At 30.0% G+C, this 17,921-nt stretch carries 19 protein-coding genes; 8 read left to right on the forward strand and 11 right to left on the reverse strand.

Annotation, left to right across the window (positions count from 1 at the left end; all coding sequences use genetic code 11):
• Positions 1 to 102: 102 nt before the first annotated feature.
• Complete coding sequence (locus NNH57_RS24435) at positions 103 to 402, reverse strand: hypothetical protein (protein WP_108807547.1); 300 nt, start codon at positions 400 to 402, stop codon at positions 103 to 105.
• Between the two features lie 63 nt (positions 403 to 465).
• Between NNH57_RS24435 and NNH57_RS24440 the strand changes: the two genes are divergently transcribed.
• Positions 466 to 612, forward strand: coding sequence for a hypothetical protein (locus tag NNH57_RS24440; protein WP_159099179.1), 147 nt, complete (start codon positions 466 to 468; stop codon positions 610 to 612).
• Complete coding sequence (locus tag NNH57_RS24445) at positions 597 to 812, forward strand: helix-turn-helix transcriptional regulator (protein WP_101449030.1); 216 nt, start codon at positions 597 to 599, stop codon at positions 810 to 812. The genes NNH57_RS24440 and NNH57_RS24445 overlap by 16 nt, the downstream gene beginning before the upstream one ends.
• A gap of 76 nt (positions 813 to 888) precedes the next feature.
• On the opposite strand, the gene NNH57_RS24450 is transcribed toward NNH57_RS24445, so the two are convergent.
• From NNH57_RS24450 to NNH57_RS24460, 3 genes are read right to left on the reverse strand one after another with little or no spacing between them, the layout of a single operon-like run.
• Positions 889 to 1,542 carry a hypothetical protein gene (locus NNH57_RS24450; protein WP_108807546.1) on the reverse strand — a complete coding sequence of 218 codons (654 nt, stop codon included), beginning with the start codon at positions 1,540 to 1,542 and terminating at the stop codon, positions 889 to 891.
• 12 nt (positions 1,543 to 1,554) lie between these two features.
• Positions 1,555 to 2,871 carry a hypothetical protein gene (locus NNH57_RS24455; protein WP_108807545.1) on the reverse strand — a complete coding sequence of 439 codons (1,317 nt, stop codon included), beginning with the start codon at positions 2,869 to 2,871 and terminating at the stop codon, positions 1,555 to 1,557.
• A 20-nt stretch (positions 2,872 to 2,891) separates the two neighbouring features.
• A complete protein-coding gene (locus NNH57_RS24460) occupies positions 2,892 to 4,742 on the reverse strand; it encodes a hypothetical protein (protein WP_108807544.1) in 1,851 nt (616 codons plus the stop codon).
• A 770-nt stretch (positions 4,743 to 5,512) separates the two neighbouring features.
• Between NNH57_RS24460 and NNH57_RS24465 the strand changes: the two genes are divergently transcribed.
• Complete coding sequence (locus tag NNH57_RS24465) at positions 5,513 to 6,799, forward strand: tetratricopeptide repeat protein (protein ID WP_108807543.1); 1,287 nt, start codon at positions 5,513 to 5,515, stop codon at positions 6,797 to 6,799.
• Between the two features lie 362 nt (positions 6,800 to 7,161).
• Here NNH57_RS24465 and NNH57_RS24470 read toward each other — a convergent pair whose 3' ends face one another.
• The 6 genes from NNH57_RS24470 to NNH57_RS24495 all read right to left on the reverse strand — a co-directional run bounded on the left by NNH57_RS24470 (position 7,162) and on the right by NNH57_RS24495 (position 12,117).
• Positions 7,162 to 7,728 (reverse strand): hypothetical protein, encoded by a 567-nt coding sequence (locus tag NNH57_RS24470; protein WP_074406150.1) that lies wholly within the window; start codon positions 7,726 to 7,728, stop codon positions 7,162 to 7,164.
• 12 nt (positions 7,729 to 7,740) lie between these two features.
• A complete protein-coding gene (locus tag NNH57_RS24475) occupies positions 7,741 to 8,151 on the reverse strand; it encodes a hypothetical protein (RefSeq protein WP_074406149.1) in 411 nt (136 codons plus the stop codon).
• An 11-nt stretch (positions 8,152 to 8,162) separates the two neighbouring features.
• The gene (locus NNH57_RS24480; RefSeq protein ID WP_074406148.1) at positions 8,163 to 8,483 is read right to left on the reverse strand and encodes a hypothetical protein; all 321 of its coding nucleotides are present in this window, start codon (positions 8,481 to 8,483) and stop codon (positions 8,163 to 8,165) included.
• 384 nt (positions 8,484 to 8,867) lie between these two features.
• Positions 8,868 to 9,104: a hypothetical protein gene (locus tag NNH57_RS24485; RefSeq protein WP_132066228.1), complete on the reverse strand. Its 237-nt coding sequence runs from the start codon at positions 9,102 to 9,104 to the stop codon at positions 8,868 to 8,870.
• 13 nt (positions 9,105 to 9,117) lie between these two features.
• Positions 9,118 to 10,431, reverse strand: a complete 1,314-nt coding sequence (locus NNH57_RS24490) for a hypothetical protein (RefSeq protein WP_108807542.1) — start codon at positions 10,429 to 10,431, stop codon at positions 9,118 to 9,120.
• Positions 10,432 to 11,076: 645 nt separating this feature from the next.
• Entirely contained in the window at positions 11,077 to 12,117 is a 1,041-nt protein-coding gene (locus NNH57_RS24495) for a sensor histidine kinase (RefSeq protein ID WP_074406145.1), read from the reverse strand.
• A 266-nt stretch (positions 12,118 to 12,383) separates the two neighbouring features.
• Here NNH57_RS24495 and NNH57_RS24500 point away from each other — a divergent pair, with 266 nt between their 5' ends.
• The 5 genes from NNH57_RS24500 (at position 12,384) to NNH57_RS24520 (ending at position 16,213) form a co-directional block, all read left to right on the forward strand.
• Positions 12,384 to 13,295: a hypothetical protein gene (locus NNH57_RS24500; protein WP_108807541.1), complete on the forward strand. Its 912-nt coding sequence runs from the start codon at positions 12,384 to 12,386 to the stop codon at positions 13,293 to 13,295.
• A gap of 24 nt (positions 13,296 to 13,319) precedes the next feature.
• Complete coding sequence (locus NNH57_RS24505) at positions 13,320 to 13,934, forward strand: hypothetical protein (protein WP_132066230.1); 615 nt, start codon at positions 13,320 to 13,322, stop codon at positions 13,932 to 13,934.
• Positions 13,931 to 14,983: an alpha/beta fold hydrolase gene (locus NNH57_RS24510; protein WP_074406142.1), complete on the forward strand. Its 1,053-nt coding sequence runs from the start codon at positions 13,931 to 13,933 to the stop codon at positions 14,981 to 14,983. The genes NNH57_RS24505 and NNH57_RS24510 overlap by 4 nt, the downstream gene beginning before the upstream one ends.
• Positions 14,984 to 15,084: 101 nt before the next feature.
• Positions 15,085 to 15,537 carry a hypothetical protein gene (locus NNH57_RS24515; RefSeq protein WP_074406769.1) on the forward strand — a complete coding sequence of 151 codons (453 nt, stop codon included), beginning with the start codon at positions 15,085 to 15,087 and terminating at the stop codon, positions 15,535 to 15,537.
• Between the two features lie 115 nt (positions 15,538 to 15,652).
• On the forward strand, positions 15,653 to 16,213 hold the full coding sequence (locus tag NNH57_RS24520; RefSeq protein WP_108807539.1) for a porin family protein: 561 nt from the start codon (positions 15,653 to 15,655) through the stop codon (positions 16,211 to 16,213).
• 31 nt (positions 16,214 to 16,244) lie between these two features.
• On the opposite strand, the gene NNH57_RS24525 is transcribed toward NNH57_RS24520, so the two are convergent.
• Complete coding sequence (locus tag NNH57_RS24525; protein ID WP_108807538.1) at positions 16,245 to 17,894, reverse strand: serine hydrolase domain-containing protein; 1,650 nt, start codon at positions 17,892 to 17,894, stop codon at positions 16,245 to 16,247.
• Positions 17,895 to 17,921 lie beyond the last annotated feature (27 nt).

The following is a 17,921-nucleotide window of genomic DNA, read 5'->3' on the forward strand; positions in this document are numbered from 1 at the left end:
TTTCTTTTAATTACGGGAAACCCTCACTTCTACATAAAAATTAAGGGAAATATTTCCTCGTTTTGATATATAAAACCAGTTGAAAATATAAACACCTATTAATCAGTTGTTTAGTGTAATCAATTCCAATTGTACATAGCAAGCATACGCCAATGGTTTAAAAATATCAATCGAATGACTAACTTCATAATTTACAGTATCTCTCATAAAATTCATATAAGTTTCCATCCAATGATCACCTATTTTTCCACTTGGTACATTCATAAGCCTGTAAACTATCTCTGATATTTCTAAGAAGTATAATTCAGTACCACAAAGTCCTATTCCATCTAAACCATATAATAGTTGACTATGCTTTAAATCTTGTTGTATAAGTTCAATGATTAATTCTTTGTTTTCCATAGTGAATATATGTTTAAAATGGTATAAATATTGATTTAACCAATACAAACATAAGTATAAACAATGAATTTTAAAAATATTATCATCGGTTTAAAGCATATTAACATAGATATAAACAATGTTTTTATCATATATACCAGTGTTCCTAAGTTTAGTGGATTGTATGAAACTATCATTATGACTAATTTTACTGTATGGCAGAAAGAATAAATAGAATAAAAGAAGTACTGATTATTAAAGGGATGAGTCAAAAAGAACTAGCTGCCGAGCTAGATAGAAATCCTAATACAGTTACTTCTATGTGTAATAATAAATCACAACCGCATTTAAAAGATTTAAAGCGTATTGCAGAAATTTTGGATGTAGATATTAGAGAATTATTAGTGCCTACTAAAGAATCTAAGTCATAGTATTTTTGATTTAAACATTTTAGATAATTACCCATTCCACACACATTCCCCTACTCTCCTATCGTTGTAGTGATTTTCATTGGAAATGAAAAAAATCCCAATCCAAAAAAGGCTTATTGTTATCTTTTATATTTTTAATTTTATCAATTAATCGATATCTGTGTCCAGCGCCAACAAAAAACACTGCCTTTTTAGGTTTATTTATTGTAAAGTAATTATGAATAAGATTAATCCATTGGTTTTCTCGTAGGTCATTCCATTTCAACCAATGAGAGTAAAAATTTGACAACCCTTTATATTTCATCTTATTTATATTTATGAAATACTTCTCCATCGAATTTTTATCCCTACATATTTTGTCACAGTCCGCACTGTTTAAAAATGGGAACCCCTTTAAATATGTCTCATTGAATAGCATTTGAGTTGCACCTAAATACTCTTCCATTTCCCGTTTAATTAATTCAAACATTGCCTCAAGACGTTGGTCGAACGGATCTTCATTAACATCAACTGGAACTATTTCAATAGATTTTTCTTTGATTAACCTTCTAATGACGTTCGTTTCTGGAGTGTTAACATCAGTCCTCTTTAAATATTGAGGCAATTTTTCAGGTGAAGCCTCACAAAAAACTACTTCAGGATCGATTTCCTTGATAATTTCATATAATTTTTCAGATGTACAAGCTCCACCTTCTGAATGGGCAGTTCCAATTACAACTATAGTACTCATAAGTCAATTCATTCAGTCGTATTTCTTCTTTGCTGTAAGATTATAGGTGACACCAAAGTAAAAACCACTCTGAGTTTTTTCGTAAGTTGGAACTGAGGTTACTGACGCATCAACATATTTTCCTATTTCATCTTGACTTATTGAGTCTGATAAGACTTTTATCTTCACTAAACTAATACCAGCATTTAGAGCCAGTTGCTTTTCTCTGCCAAAAATTAGACTTCCACCTAAAAGATATCTTGTTTTGCCATCAATTGGAGACAAAGATGCTCCCATACTAATACCTCCCTTAATTCTACTTGAAAACTTGTAGGATAAATGTCCAAGGGCACCAAATGAAATATCAAAATTCCTCTTAGGCTCTCTTAGAATATTAGTTTTTAAAGTATCACCTTCTCTACCCTCTAAAAAATAGGATTGTTCGACCTCATTAGAATAGAAAAATCCTGTAGAAAAATCAAAACTAAAATTTCCTTTGGTATAAAAATCAAATGTTTTTTTTCCAATGGTATCGTTAACATAGGTGTTTTCTAAAACGATTTTTAAATCAGATCCATCCGATTTTACTGTAAAATTCCTAGGATCAGTTTGATTTTTTGCAGTTAACGAGTTGTAAATAAAATTTGAATACTTAGTGAAATCAGTAGAAGAAACCACCTTAGACATTAAAACTATCGTAATATATTTTTCAAGAATACTATTTGGTGGATTTGGAGTAGTTTCAAACTTTTTATCCATTATCTCTTTAGTGGTACTTATATAATTTTGATATTCAATAATTTTTTTGTTTAAGATTTTAATTTTTTCTTTATCTGTTAACCCTGAATTGATTCTTGTACATATAGCAGTAAACTTGGTTCTTGCTTCGCCATGCTTTATTGTGAATTTAGAATTTCTGTAGAGTTCGTTAGATTTTTCTTTAATTTCATCAAGCACGTTGTAATAGCCAAGAGCCTTGTCGGCTAGAACATCTACATCATTAAAAAGGCTACCAACCGCTACAGATACTAGTCCAGCACCAAAGCTTAATTGACCAGAACTTGATATTCCAGGAAAAAGTGGTTGAATTATTGCTGGTATAGATGAATCAATATTAAATGGTTTAACCTCAAGCGTAGTTTTAATTACTGCAGTATTTATACCTGTTAATATAACATTGTATTCATCTCCAATAACTAAATCACCTTTCTTGCAAGATGATTTGTTTTTATTTTTACATTCTTTAATTTCAAATTTTTCATTATTAGAATCATAATTAATTGTTATTGTTTGAGCACTTATAATATTACTTAAAAACAGAAATAATAATAAATAGATAGTTGTTTTCATAATTTTACTGTGTTGGTTGGTTATTGTTGTATAACAAAATTAATTTCATTTAAAGTCTTAGATGAATTCTTCTTTAAAACTTCTAATGTGTAGTCACCTTTTTTTAATTTATTGGTATTAATTTGAAACTGGTTCTCACCTTCTGAGGCTAAACCTTCATATATTTTTGTAATATCTTCACCACGTCTAAGAAATACTTCAATATTTTTTTCCTTCCTTAATTCAAAACCCAAGTTAACCTCCGAATTTAAGTCTTCAGGATATATAGTATCTATAAAACCAAAATCATAATTAGGTGTTACGACTTTACCGATAAATGATTGTCTTAAGCGAGACTTTCCATAACTTGATACAATGTATAATTCATTACTAGTTTTAAAATTTTTTGTTACAGTAGTATAATCTCCCCATCGATTATTAAAATCTATAGTGCTTTCGCCTTTCTTGAGAACGACTTCTTCACTACAATTTACCAAATCATCACAAGTAGTAGCTCTTATATCAGGATACGATTGTCGTGAAGCAGAATTGTATTGAATTAAAATATTTGGGACTTCATTTTCGTCAGACAGAAAATGTATTGAAGGATAAGCGTAACTAGTATTTAAATTCTCTCCAATTAGTACACTTCGATTAGATAGAGAATTTAAGTCTAAAACATTAAAATTGATTCTACTAAAATTGTTACCGTTTCCTGATGTAAAAGCATAATAAATAGAGTTCCCGTGTAATAAAGCATCTTGCATTCTTATATCACCATTATCTATAATCTTATTGATTTGAATTGCGTTGGCAAAAAATCGATAAGGATCTACAGATACCTTAAAATAATTAACCTTTGATTGTGCATCATATAAATCTCCTGTAATGTCATAAAGTTTAACATGGTTAGAAGAACCTCCATTGATATCCCACGATGTAGTGATTAAAAATATGCCTTGATTAGATGCTCTTCCGTGAGAATAGCCAACTGGCTTTATTGTGAAAGGAGTTTCTGCAAAATCATACCACACTCTAAAATCTAACTTGTTTCCAGAATAGCCATTTGCCTTATTAATTTGATATATAACAGACTGATCAAAATCTTTATCGTTAAAAATATTACCACTTATAAAAACATCCTCACCAGATAAAGCTATTTTTGGATAATCAAACCAACAAAATTTCTTATTTAAAGGATTACCAGCTAACATATAGAAATTCCAACCATCTAATGGGTTTGAAGTTTTAGAAAATGCCACCATAATCTTTGACTTAGTGATATTCCCATCACACCTCTGAAGAAATAATATAAATCGATTAGCTTCAGGGTCAAAAACAACCTTAGGATCACAAGGTTCAGGTAATTCATAATTGACAAACTTGTTTAGTTCGCTTCGAAAAACCATAGACTTATTTTGGTCGTAAAACTCAATAAAACTGTTGCTCACTGAAATAATAAAGTCTTCACTAGATATCGCGATAGTATTATCTAAAGGCGCGGTTAAATCTTTTTTATTTACATCTTTTCCATAGGCAAGTAAAATGCTGGGATTTACAGGGTTTCTAGGTAGAACATTTGGCTGAGTATAGTTTAAAACTAAACTGTTTTTGATTTGTTCAAAATTACGTAAATAGTAGAATTCATCTCTAAGTTTAGGTTTGACTGGATATAAAACTGGATAGTATATTGTATCACTAGATTTTTTAATAATGGGTATCTCGGTTTTATCAACGGTGAATATTTTAGTTTTTCTCGCTGCATTTGAATTTGTTGGATTAACCCCAATTGATGGTTTAGAAAGGTTTTGTGATAAACATTTTTTAGAAATACAAAAAGAAATTATTATAAAAGCTAAAAGTTTAGAAAACTTAATTTTGGATAGATTCATCATGAGAATAATTTTATATAATCAAAAATATTTGAAATTATAGCACAATAAAATACCCATTATCAGGTAGTTTCTATTTTAGAATAATTGAATGTATAATCTGAAATAGATCACTTATATTACTATAAAAATCAATAAAGTGGTGATAAAATGACGATTGAAGTATCTAAATTTAACAAAAAGCTATTAGTTAAAAAACAGGTAAAAACCCCTATTTTCAATGCATATTAAATATATTCACATAGAAGCCGTAATAAAATACCTATTAGTGGGTATTTATGATGACAGAAAATATACCCATTCCACACACATTACACTCCCCTCCTGTCGTCGGCTCGCATAATAAGTGTTGCATTACCTTTTTTTAAAGAGGCTTTTCGTTAGAAAAACTTTTAAAGAAAATTTGGAGTTAGTAAACTTTGCTTTTGCAAAGCAAAGTGACCCTTCGTCAGGCTCAGGACAAAGCATAACGCAAGTACATTATGATACAAAATAGTAATTCATAATTAGACATTATATAAAATTGCTTTATAAACAAAAATCAAGTTGTTTTTATTGTTATTGATTAAATTTATTAGCACTTTATAACTAAAACCATGTACTATTAAAGCACCCGATGCGAGAAAAATTGCGTGTATCGTTGAGCCTTAATTTAGAAGAAGTATTATTCTTATAAATTATACGGTTTTCAGGGATAAAACTGATCTGAAATTTAAATTATATTTACGCTCTAAATAACTAACAACAAATACAATAATAAAACCCCAAAGATGAAAGAAGAAATAAAATGGTTTGAAGAAATGACCCAATACCTATTCAAAGAATACAAATCCTTATTTTTAAAAAAGGTAGTGGATTATGAAAAAGGGTCTATAAAAAAAATTGCCCTTTTAAGAAACCAGTACCTAGATTATGATGACGATGATAATGATTATGTTGTTGTTGACTACTCATTAGGAATCTATTCTAAGGATCAGATGCGAGTGTTAAAAAATAAAATAGACGAATCGTCTAATAGCGACGTTTTAGAGGATATTAAAGACCTTTGGGGGCCACCATTACTAAATGAAGCGTGGGAAAAAAGTTACGATTATAGCACGGATTTTGAGATGTTTCAGCACTGTACTGTACTGGCTAATATAGCACAAAAGCTATTAGAGGACACGGAAATTAAACCTTATGTTATGAAAGGTGCCTCGGTCTTTATAAAAAGCTTTGGCGATTTTAACGAGGAGTGCATGGTGCCTATGTATACAGGAATTATTCCTGAAACCACAATTCGTAAAAAAGTTATAGCTGATTTTGTTACTACTGATGAAAATAAAAAATTGTTGCTGTCACTTTGGAATAAAGAAATCACAGAACCAGGAAAAATCCTTTTTAAGAAAATAGGTATTAATCCATTACCAAATTACCCAAGTAAAAACGATATTAGTAAAGAGTTGTTTAAAGCACGACATATACTGGTTGACAAGGAAAATGATGGAGAAAGTAAAGAGGTGCGTAATAAAGCAGCTATAGCAAGTCTGGAACCGTATTTAGAAGACATTAAACCGTATACTGGTAAAAAATCAAAAAAAATAACAGAAGCTATTAAAGAACATGAAGCCGCATGTAATTATTTGGGATTATGGTATAAGGGGTTAAAGGACTATGACCATGCAGAAAAATGGTGGAAACGTTGTTATCAAATCCTACCTACAGAGGCAGGTGCTTTAAACCTTTGTTTAATCTATAAAAACAATAAGCCTAATTACCCAGAATTTTTAAAAATCTGTGAGCATTTAACGTCTATTTATAACAAATTGTCTTCATATAGTCAAATGTATGCATGGGAATACTTAGCGACTGCTTATGTGCTGAATGAAGAGATAGAAAAAGCAAGTAGCACCTTTAAAACACTGATAAAAGATAACCCCGATGAGGAGATATCGTATTACAAATCATTAGCAAATAAAGCGTTAGACAAATTGTTTGAACAAAGAGAAAAAGATGAAAAGCTAAAAAACAAATTGTTAAATGTCTTTGAATCACAAAAAGACACAAAACAAAAATAAAAAGAAGTGAATCTTAATGAAAAGACTATAATTAGCACATATTCAGAAGCAAAAATTAAAAGATGAAGTCTTTGATTTTAAAAAGAGAGTTAATTATTTAACAGAAGAAATAAACCATTCCATACACATTTTACCTCCATTCCATACACATTTTACCTCCATTCCTCTACCTTTTCAGCAAAAAGAGTATTACATTTTTAAGAAACTTTTCGAATTAAATTTTTTCAAGAAACTGTAGTAACAACTTTCGCTTTTAACCAAAGCAAAGTGATCCTTCGGCAAGCTCAGGGTAATACATAACGCAAGTACATTATAGTACAAATGTCTTATTTAGTAATTTATAGGTTTTTGCCATTTGATAGTTATAATTCTATTTTCTTCGGCCAAAATAAATAACCTGCAACTATACCAAAAACTAGTATTAAAAGTTTCATAGTATTTGTAATATCGATTTTGAATTTGATATTTCCAACATCATCATTACAATCGAGTAGTTCACAATTTAGATTATCATATTGTGCGCTACATTTATAGTGTTTTTGACAAAGGACTCTAGTTACATATTTAATCTCTTTTTCTTTATAATTTTCGCAATTAATATTTGTAATGCTTTTTAAATAAAATCCTAGAATAAGAAACAATATTGAACAAGTAGCGAGTAAAACAAAATACTTACTTTGATACTTATTATCAATTACATTTCTTTGAAAAAAAATATTGGATATAAACAATCCAAAAAACCAAATTAAAACTATAAATTTTGGTGAGGATCCATAAATAACTCTACTTATAGATGGATATTCAGGAATAGACACAAAAATAACATCCAACACCACTAAAGCTATAAAAACAAAAAGTATTACCCTTTTGAATTTCTTTATTTGCTTATTATTAGCATAATCAACTAATTGTTGTATTTGTTTTTTCATAGCACGTATAAATCAATTAAATACATTCATGCTCCATATAAAATGACCTGTAAAAAGACCTAAAGCAAATAAACTGAAGTGAAACAAAGGCCGAGAAGTATTAAATTTAAATATAAATCCTGTTAACAGTAGAAATAAGTTTAATAAAACTATTACTATGACATCAAAAATCGCACAATCATTTATTGGTATTTTTATTGCCCTACAATCTATCCATCTAAAAGTTACCCCTAAAAAGAGATGACCAGATACAACTCCAAAAGCGAAAGTGATAAAATACAATTTACTAAAAGCTGCGTTTCTAATAATTATATTAACGTTATCATTTGGAATATCATTGAGTTTAGCTAATATTTCCAATCCAAATAATAATAATACCGAAGCGACTATTACCCCCACAACTATATAATAAAATATATCCATATTATTTGTTTTTAGTAGTCGTCATCGAAGTTCATATCTACAAAAATATCTTCATCATAATCATCGTCTCTCGATTTTTCAATTTCTTCCCTTAGTTTTTCTTCAATTTTATCACAAGACACTAAAAAAGGTTTTCTAACGACTTTAATCTCTAGATCAAGACTCGTAGAATCCCAATAAGCTTCAATCTCAATATTAATAACTCCCCTACTTAAATTTACTTCATAAGGATTATTTCCTCGGATATCAGCTCCTGAGGCTTCAAGACCGTTTAATATTCTTTCTTTCATTTCATTAGAAACATTGTTTACAATAAAGGATTCACAAGGCATAATTTTTAGTTTTAATAATTAGATTAATTTATAAGACAATGTATAGCCAAATTCATAGCGTTTAAATACCCAATAATGGGTAAATTAAAGATTAACGAAATGGGGAGAATTTCTTAGTAGTTTTATAATCACACATAAAATAATAGTTTGATGGCATAATTATTTGCAGTTTCCCATAATTAATTGAAAATAAGTATAGAATAACCCTATTCCAGACACATTTTACCGCAACTCCTACGCCCAGCTGCAAAAAGAGTATTTCATTACCTTTTAGAAGAAAATTTGTAGAAGAAAAAAATCTAAAAAGAAAATAGGGAGTTATAATCGCTTTTTTCTCCAAAGCACAAGTTACATAACGCAGAACATTATAGTATAAATCTATTTTTACTTAAGCCAATATCCAATAATTCCACCTATAATAGTACTACCAAGTTCAGAGTTATCTGTGCTTACAGTTAGATAAATGGAAAAGCCAAGCAAAATTGTTGTAACAATCAATCTTCCTATTGCTTTTATTTTATCATTTTGTGTTACCGTATTTTGTTCATTTCCATCTAAGTGTACCGAATTAAATAATACTCCAAGAGTTTCTCTTATTGTAGAGCCAAAAAGTTTAACCATTTTAATTGCTTTTTTACTTGTTAATATTATAGTATATAACGTATCCACCAGATCCAATCACTCCAGTTCCTATTACTGCTGTCGCTGTAATTTTTAGATTTAATTTTCCAGTTAATTTGTTATTGTATTCTTTAATTACATTATTCCAAAATTCATCAGCTGATTCGAAACTTCTATTTTTTGAAATATCAATGGATTTTAAAATATCCTCTAAATAAATAAAATCTGTAGAAATGTAACCATTAGTGGTATTTTTATACCTATAACTATTACATGTTATAAAATCACTAATACCTATTTGAGAAGGTTTCTTTCCAAATAACAAATTATCAACATTATTAAAAATTACTACGGGATATTTACCTTTAGCTTTAATTAGACCTAAAACGGTTGTTAGCTTTTCTTCTGTATTCACTATATCAAAATATTCTCTCTTTTCTATTTGTTCTATACCTTTTAGAAGTTTCGCAGCTTGATTATCTGAAATTTTATACGAAGATTTTAATTCTGTTTGATTTTTAGAAGCCACCAATACAAACTGAATTTGATCGGGAATAATATTTAACTCCTTTAAAAATGTTGAATAGGGTTTTATGAATCTAATATTTTTCTTAGAACACAGTTCAATAAGCTCCTTACTAATTGCTCCTTTAATAATAACTTTTGATTTATTACTTATATTTATTTTTTTAAAAGGGTCCGATGTATTATTTTCTCTTATACCATGAATTGTTCTGACTTCTACTTTTCCATCAATATCAGAATTCATTAATATATAATTATAGTACTTGTTGGGCGTAGCATTAAATTTTCTTTTAGTTATTTTAGAAATAAGCACAGCTTGCTCTTGATTTAAAATTTGACCTGTGAATAATCCAAATAATTCATTTTTTCCCTTATCTATCTTTAATTCTATTGGAATTATTGAATTTTTAGCTTCATCTAAACTTTGAGTTTCAAGGAAAATATTCTGATACTCTAAGGTGATTTTATTTGAGGCTCCAAATCCAAGTTTCAAATCATCTACATTGTGTAAAAATTCTGTAATTTCATCCATGGTTACAGAACCATTCTCAACCATTTTCATTAAATGAGCTACATGTTTCTTTTTAAATTCTGTTAGATCTCCTTTTGTATTAATAAAACTCTCCTTAATTGATCTAAATACCTCCTCATTATTTCTCACATCAAAAACATTATCAGGATTCTTAATCAGAGAATCCCTAGCCACAGATCCACAACCTCGGAAAAGTGTATCTGCATTTCTTCCTATTCCAATTGCAAGCAATGAAAATAATCCTATAATTTTTAATCCTTTATTTTCCATTATTATGTGATTCTAACAAATTAAAATTTAAGTGTTTATAATAAAAACTAAAACATACTCTATAATAGGGGTAATTAATAAAAATTGGTAACTAAGTATGGGGGATTAAAAATGACGATTGAAGTATCGAAATTTAACAAAATGCTATTCGTTAAAAAACAGATGAAAATCCCTATTTTCAATACGTAGTAAATATATTCATATAAGGGTTGAAATAAAATACCCATTAGTAGGTATTTATAATGATAGGAAATATTCCCATTCCACACACATTACACTCCCCTCCTGCTACTTCGACTACGCTCAGCACAGGCTATCTCGTATAATAAGTATTATATTTATAAAGAAACATTTCATTAGAAAACTTTTAAAAATAAACTGTAGAACTAAAAAAGCCAACGCACCTCCTTGCCCACAATTTCAAAGATTCTGAATCTTCAAAATTATGTCGTACCAAAGCAAAGTGACCCTTCGGCAACACTTCGACAAGTTCAGTGTGACAGCTCAGGGTAATACATAACGCAAGTACATTATAGTACAAATAGTAGTGTAGCAAATACACGCCAGTATTTAGCAGCTATAATGTTCCCAGCCACATCAACCCATCGATGATTAAACAGTTTAGTTGTTTCATTCTATTCTTTTCTATAAATCTATTTTTAAGTCAACTATAAAACTTGAGTTTTCCTTACGTATGATTAATTCATACGTATCTGGATATACTAATGACAAGCGTCTTTTTACATTTATTAAACCGATTCCCCCGACAGCATTCTTACCTGTTATCCCATCAAAAGTATTTGTACAATTTAGCGAGAGCTTACCTCCTACTTCTTTAATCTTTATGTTTATAATATTATCATAATTGTTGGTATGATTACTACAATGCTTAAATGCATTTTCTATAATTGGAATTAATAATAATGGTACTATTTTTTTTGTAGGATTCTCAAATTCTATATTGTAGGTTAGCTGAATATCTGAACCCCTACGGGTTTTTTCCATCTTAATATACTGTAATACAAAGTTTAATTCCTTCTCTAAGATAATTTGAGTACCACTTTCATACAATTGATAGCGTAGTAGCTCTGAAAACTGAAGTAACGTATCTTTAGCTAGGGTATCATTTTTACCTATTAAATGATAAACATTATTAATTCCATTAAATAAAAAGTGAGGATTTAACTGTGCTTTTAGATATTTTAATTCTGCCTTAAACGATTCTTTTATTAGTATTTGCTTTTCCTTTTCAGATTTTTTGTGCGCTAGTCTAAAGATGTAATAAAAACCAGCGACACTATATATTAGGTTAACGGCAACGGTAACACTAAAATTATCCATAAATTCATCTGTATCATATATTTTAAATAAATCATACAGTATATAATCAAAATAGGTTTCAATTAGAGAAATTACTATGCATATAGAAAAAGAAAGCACATAGTACGTTGCTTTTCTATTATACATAAAAAATTTGGGGACTAACCAAAACACTTGTATATAAAACAAAAGGCAATTGAAAAAAAGCCCATAGGCATAGGCATAGGCTAAACTGTTATAACCAGAATCAGAAAAATTACTAAAACCACTCCAATCTGATTGCACAACAAAAGCAATCAACAAATAATTTAATAACCAGATCAGCAGATGTATTGCTATTTTTTTTATTGATTTGGTTTTACTCATTGATATTTTTTGTGCAAAGAAACATATTATTTATTTGTAATAAAGCAATTATTACGTTCGTCAATAATTATTCAACGGTTATCAAATTACTATATTTTAAAGCCTTTTTACTCATTTCTTTGCTCAAAAATTATAAATAAAAAAATACATCTTTTGCCATTCTATAGTTCTTTATACCTAAGACAATACATCTTTTTTAGTAAAAACTGAATGTATGTTTGGCAATTACTTTGTGTGTTTTTTGATGAATCAAAAAAATACGAATAATGAAAAAAGCGCCCTTAAAAATGACAAAATCCAATCGTTTACATTCTATAACTAATACGGTTCTAGTTGTAATATTCTCAATCGTTATATTCTCATGTTCTAAAGATGATGATGGGAATTCTAAGCCTATAATTACTGACATATCCCAAGAGATTAAAGATTTAATTTATTTCCAAGGAGACGAAAAAGCCCCTACGGTGCTGATAACTATCCCAGGTGGTCCTAGTACAGCATTTGCTACAGATGTAGTAGACCAGTTTTCTGGATTTCTTAATCCAAAGGATATTTTAACTGTAACTGTACATCAAGCACAAACATTAAACCCTGATATAGTGGCTGGAAATGATATCACATTAACCCAAGCTAGTTCTTTTAATACAGAAAGTATAGAGATGCTTTCTAAAGTGACTACCTATTTTAAAGACCAAGGTAGAACAGTGTATGTTTTAGGATTATCATTTGGTTCGTTTGTAACACAAGATCTCATTGCAAAAAAAGGAATAGATAGCGCCGATAAGTATCTTATTGTTACAGGTAGATTAGATATGAACGATGCTATTTGGCAAGGAGCCGCCGAAGGAAGAAATGGTTTTTTTGAAAACGGTGTTACTCCCATAGTAGAAGCAGATCCAGCTCTGGACGTAAAAGATAGAAATCTTAATAGAATAGGTGCTGGATTCTTAATGAACAGGTATACACAACTTTTTAATACCATTTCGGACCTATCGAACGTAACATACATTTATGGGGCTATAGATCAAGCTGTCGGTAGTCTTACCACTAGTGAGATTCAGTTTTTAGAGTCGAAAAACACCAACTTAATTGCTGGGCCTGGAGATCATGATACCACTCTTGAAAATTTCATAGTGCAAGGTTTTAAAGATGCCTTCGGAATTGAATTACAACAGTAAATAGTAACACGATAATTTAAAAACATGAAAAAATATAGTATTGTTTTGCTATTGATGTATGCCATAAATTTTCAAGCTCAAAGTCAGACTAACGGTTCTTCTTTTTTAAATAGGACGGAATTTAAAGTAGGCTATTATGGTAATCTATTATGGGATAACGGCATTAATTTTGGTGCTGAATATCTCTGGAAAGAAAAGAAAAATATTAAAGAAAAAAAGAAAGGTCAAAAAATAATTACACATCAATTTTTGTTTAATGGAAGTTTAGGGTATTCGACCAATTTCGCTAACCGAACAGATAATGGTTTGCATACTTATTATGGACTTATATGGCGAAGAACAAGTCCAAAAAGATGGCAGCTACATGTAGCGTTAAACCCATTGGGGTATTATCGCTCATTCTTGCCAGAGACCTATGAAGTTAAAGGAGATAATGTAGAGAAAGTGTTTCTGCCTGGACGAGGGTATTATAATCCTACCCTTTCTGTTGGAATAGGTAGACAACACAAAGGAAAAATACGTTCTGGCAGTTATTTTAATATCACTTTTAGTCCACGTTTTAACTACAATGCTGGTACGTTCCCTACGCTTTTCTTACAATATGGTTTTCGTTTTAATTTTAAAAACAAAAAACAATGAGACAATTAAATAAATTATTCTTAAAAATAGTATTCATAGCAATTACAATATGTTTAGTTACTGCTTGCTCTAATGATGATAATCTAAATAACTTAGATGAAACCATCTTTGTTCGTCACAAAAATGCAGATATGCCTGCATACATAAAAGGAAACGGCAGTGAAAAGGTTTTCTTAATCACATTACACGGTGGTCCAGGTGATATAGGATTAAGTTTTTCTGGAGAGGCATTTAACCAAATAGAAAATCAGTATGGCGTTGTATATTTTGATCAACGTGGATCTGGTAATTCACAAGGGCATTACTCTGAAAAAGATGTAAGCTTAGACCTTATGGCAGAAGACGTACTAGCACTGATAAAAGTGATGAAACGTAAATTTGGTAGTGATTCACGTTTCTTTTTAATAGGGCACAGCTGGGGTGGAACACTAGGAACGGCTGCCCTGCTAAAAGATCAAAGTGACTTTAAAGGATGGATAGGTTTAGATGGAGCCTATAGTCCAGCTAGATTATATAATCAATACATAGAAACATTTACGAATACCGCAAACACTCAAATAGCATTAGGTAATAGTGTCGATTTCTGGAAGTCTGTTTTAGAACTTGTCTCTCAAGTAGATCCAGTAATTAATTTCGATGATAACCGAAAACTTAATATGAAGGCTTTCAAAGCGGAAAAAGCGTTACACGAAGATGGTTTTATAGATTTTGATGATAACGGATCAGAAGGTGTAGGTACATTCTTTACATATAACTTTTGGACTAGAAATTGGAATACTCTTCAAATAGGAGGTACACTAGATGATCAAGGTTTATTTCAAACTCTTGATTTGACGAGTCGGCTTCCGGAAATAACGATACCATCCTTATTTATATCTGGTAAATACGACATGATAGTGCCTGTAGCTTCTGCTCAAACTGCTTTTGAAAACATAGGTTCAACGTCCAAAGAATTACTCATATTTGATAGATCAGGTCACGCTCCGTTGTTTAGCGAGCCCGACCTGTTTGCCCAAGAAGTACTTCGATTTATGAATGAACATAAATAATGTTTTGTGACTACCCATATTTAACGTTGCCACATCATAAGCAATGTTACCTTTTAAATAATAACATAAAAAATAAAATGATAAAATTTAAATTAATAACAATGGTATTAGTATTCACATTGTTTATAACTACAATTTTTGCGCAAGACACAGTAAAACAAGAGTTTGAAGTAAAAGTAATTACAAGCGTAGAATCTATTATACCGGATGGATTAGGTAGATCACGATTAATTTCATCTGTTGATAAAAGAGACTATAAAGAATTTACTTCTTCGCGAACAAAAGATGATAATACTAGAAATAAGTCTAAAAGAAAAGATATTAGAGTAAAGGGTTTTGAGGAAACAAAATTATTAAACTTTTATAATGTAGTTGGTATACGATTTCAAAATATAGCAGCAAATGATGCTGTAATTTCCTCAAAATTAACAGCAATGATTTCTGAAGGTTGGGATTTGATATTCGTAACAAGTGCAGTAGAAAGTGATGCAGGTACAAATGACGGCAATGGTATTTTTATTACACGCTATATTTTTAAAAGAAAATTGAATTAAAGAAACGTCCTAATTCGTATAATTCCTTTGTTTCTGTACTTCTACAATCACAAAATTAACTTTTCGTTTTGTTTTGTTATCTACATTCGCATCAATTAATTAAAAAATATAAATTATGAAAAAATTAATATTAATAACTGTTATTACAGTTTTAGGGTTATCCAATGTTAACGCTCAAAAAATTAAATTTGGAGTTAAAGCAGGTTTAAACCTTGCTTTTATCACTGGAGACAATGCAAAAAATGTTGATCCTAACACAGATTTTCATTTTGGAGCCCTAGCCGAAATTAAGGTTTCAAACAAATTCTCTTTACAACCTGAATTATTATATTCCGGACAAGGATTTAATACAAAAAATGATTCTGAAGACAGAATTGCACTAAATTATTTGAACATTCCATTAATAGCAAAGTACTATGTCACAGAAAGATTGAGTCTAGAAGCTGGACCCCAAGTTGGTTTTTTACTTTCTACAAAAGGAGGTGCAAACAATAATAAAGATCTTTATAAAACAACAGATTTTGGAGTAAATTTTGGTTTGGGCTATACTCTTGATAACGGTATCTATTTTAGTGCTAGATATAATCTAGGATTATCTAACATTAATGATGTAGATGGTTTTTCGGACAAAAATAGAAATGGAGTATTTCAACTATCTGTTGGATATTTCTTTTAACACCTAAACTTTTATATCTAAGCCGTTGGTTTTATTGTTTTTCTAGTATTGCAGGTAATATATAATCAGTCATCATTTTATTAACATTGATTTGATTACCTGGTTTACCATATGCTGAGGCAGTGATAACGACAACAAAAGGAATGTCTTTAAAAACAAGGATCTTATTACCCCCGTTACCCGCGGAAAAAAAAACTTCGTAGTTTTTCCCATCTACTTTATATATATTATTAAAAAAAAGGTACCCATAATATCCATCTTCTCCTGCATCTGCATAGGCTCTGGACACTTGTTTGGTTAAGCTTTTCTTTACCCATTCTTCAGTGAGGATTTGTTTGCCATTCCATTTGCCTTTGTTTTTATAAAGTTGTCCATATTTTGCAAAATCAATAGCGCGTAGTTGTATTCCTCCACCTGTATATGCAATATTTTGAGGGGTATAAAACCACTTATAATTGGTAATACCTAAGGGGGCAAATAATTTTTTATCGGCGTAGGAAACCAGTCCGTTTGGAACTGATTTATGAATAATATCCCCTAGCAAACCAGAACCAGCAGTAAAGTAATTATAATCCTTACCTATTACTTTGCTTTCATGCATAGGTAAATCTAACGTGAATTTTACCCAGTCATTAGAGGATTGCATTTTAAATTCAGTCCCTGGACTGTCCTCGTCATTATCATTGCCAACAAATCCAGAACTCATGGTTAAAAGTGATTTTAGAGTTACAGAATCTTTTTTGGGACTATAATTCTTATATGACTTTAAATCGTAAAAGTCTTTTAGCAAAGTATTTTCATTTTTTATTAATTTCTCTTTAATGGTAATACCCATTATTGTAGAAGCAAATGACTTTCCTACCGACATAGTGTTGTGCAAACTACCTCTTGCTGCGCCGTTAAAATATTCCTCTATTAAGAGTTTACCATCTTTTATCACAACAATTCCATTAATATCTTCAAATCTACCTTCTGCTATTTTTCTATTTAGAGCTTCAATTTTATTGTTGTCAAAATTAGCTTTAGAAATTTCCCAACCACTATTAGGTTGTATTTTCTGAACAGGAACTAAATTTTCATCTATATGTATTTTAGGCACTTCTACAGCGATATTTCCTTTTGCCAAAAGAGGACCAACTTTTAATGTACCATCCCTTAAATACGGCTTTATTTCTATGCTTAACGTGTGATTTCCTTCAGTAAACGCATCTAGCCCACCATTAATTTTCATAAATCGTTGCCACATAAACCAGCCCCAAAAATTAATTTGTTCTGGTGTTACTAGTGGTATTACTTGCCTAAGTTTTTCTGTTTTACGTGTTTTTGGCCCTGCTCCAGTGTTTAAGTTTTCCACATAAATTAATTTTCCATCTACTAAATATGAAAATTGAAAATTTCCTTTGCTTAATAATTCATCTTCAGATAAGGTTGGGGCTAATTCTTGAAGACTTTGTATCAATGGTTTATTTAAGTTGAAAACAATACTAAGGTAGTTGTCGTTATGTAAATTGAAGTTTTTTGAATATTCTTCTGAGGAAATTTTAGCTTTTGTAAAGTCTACTGTTGAAAAATATAAGTTCTCTATTTCGGTTGAATTTGCATTATTTGATTTTGACTGACTATTATTCTTGCACGATATTAATATACAAACAATAAGTACTAAAAAATGATTTGATTTCATAGTTGTGATTTAATTTGATTTGATGAA

Origin of the sequence: Aquimarina spinulae, from assembly GCF_943373825.1 — a bacterium.
Taxonomy (GTDB): Bacteria; Bacteroidota; Bacteroidia; order Flavobacteriales; family Flavobacteriaceae; genus Aquimarina; species Aquimarina spinulae.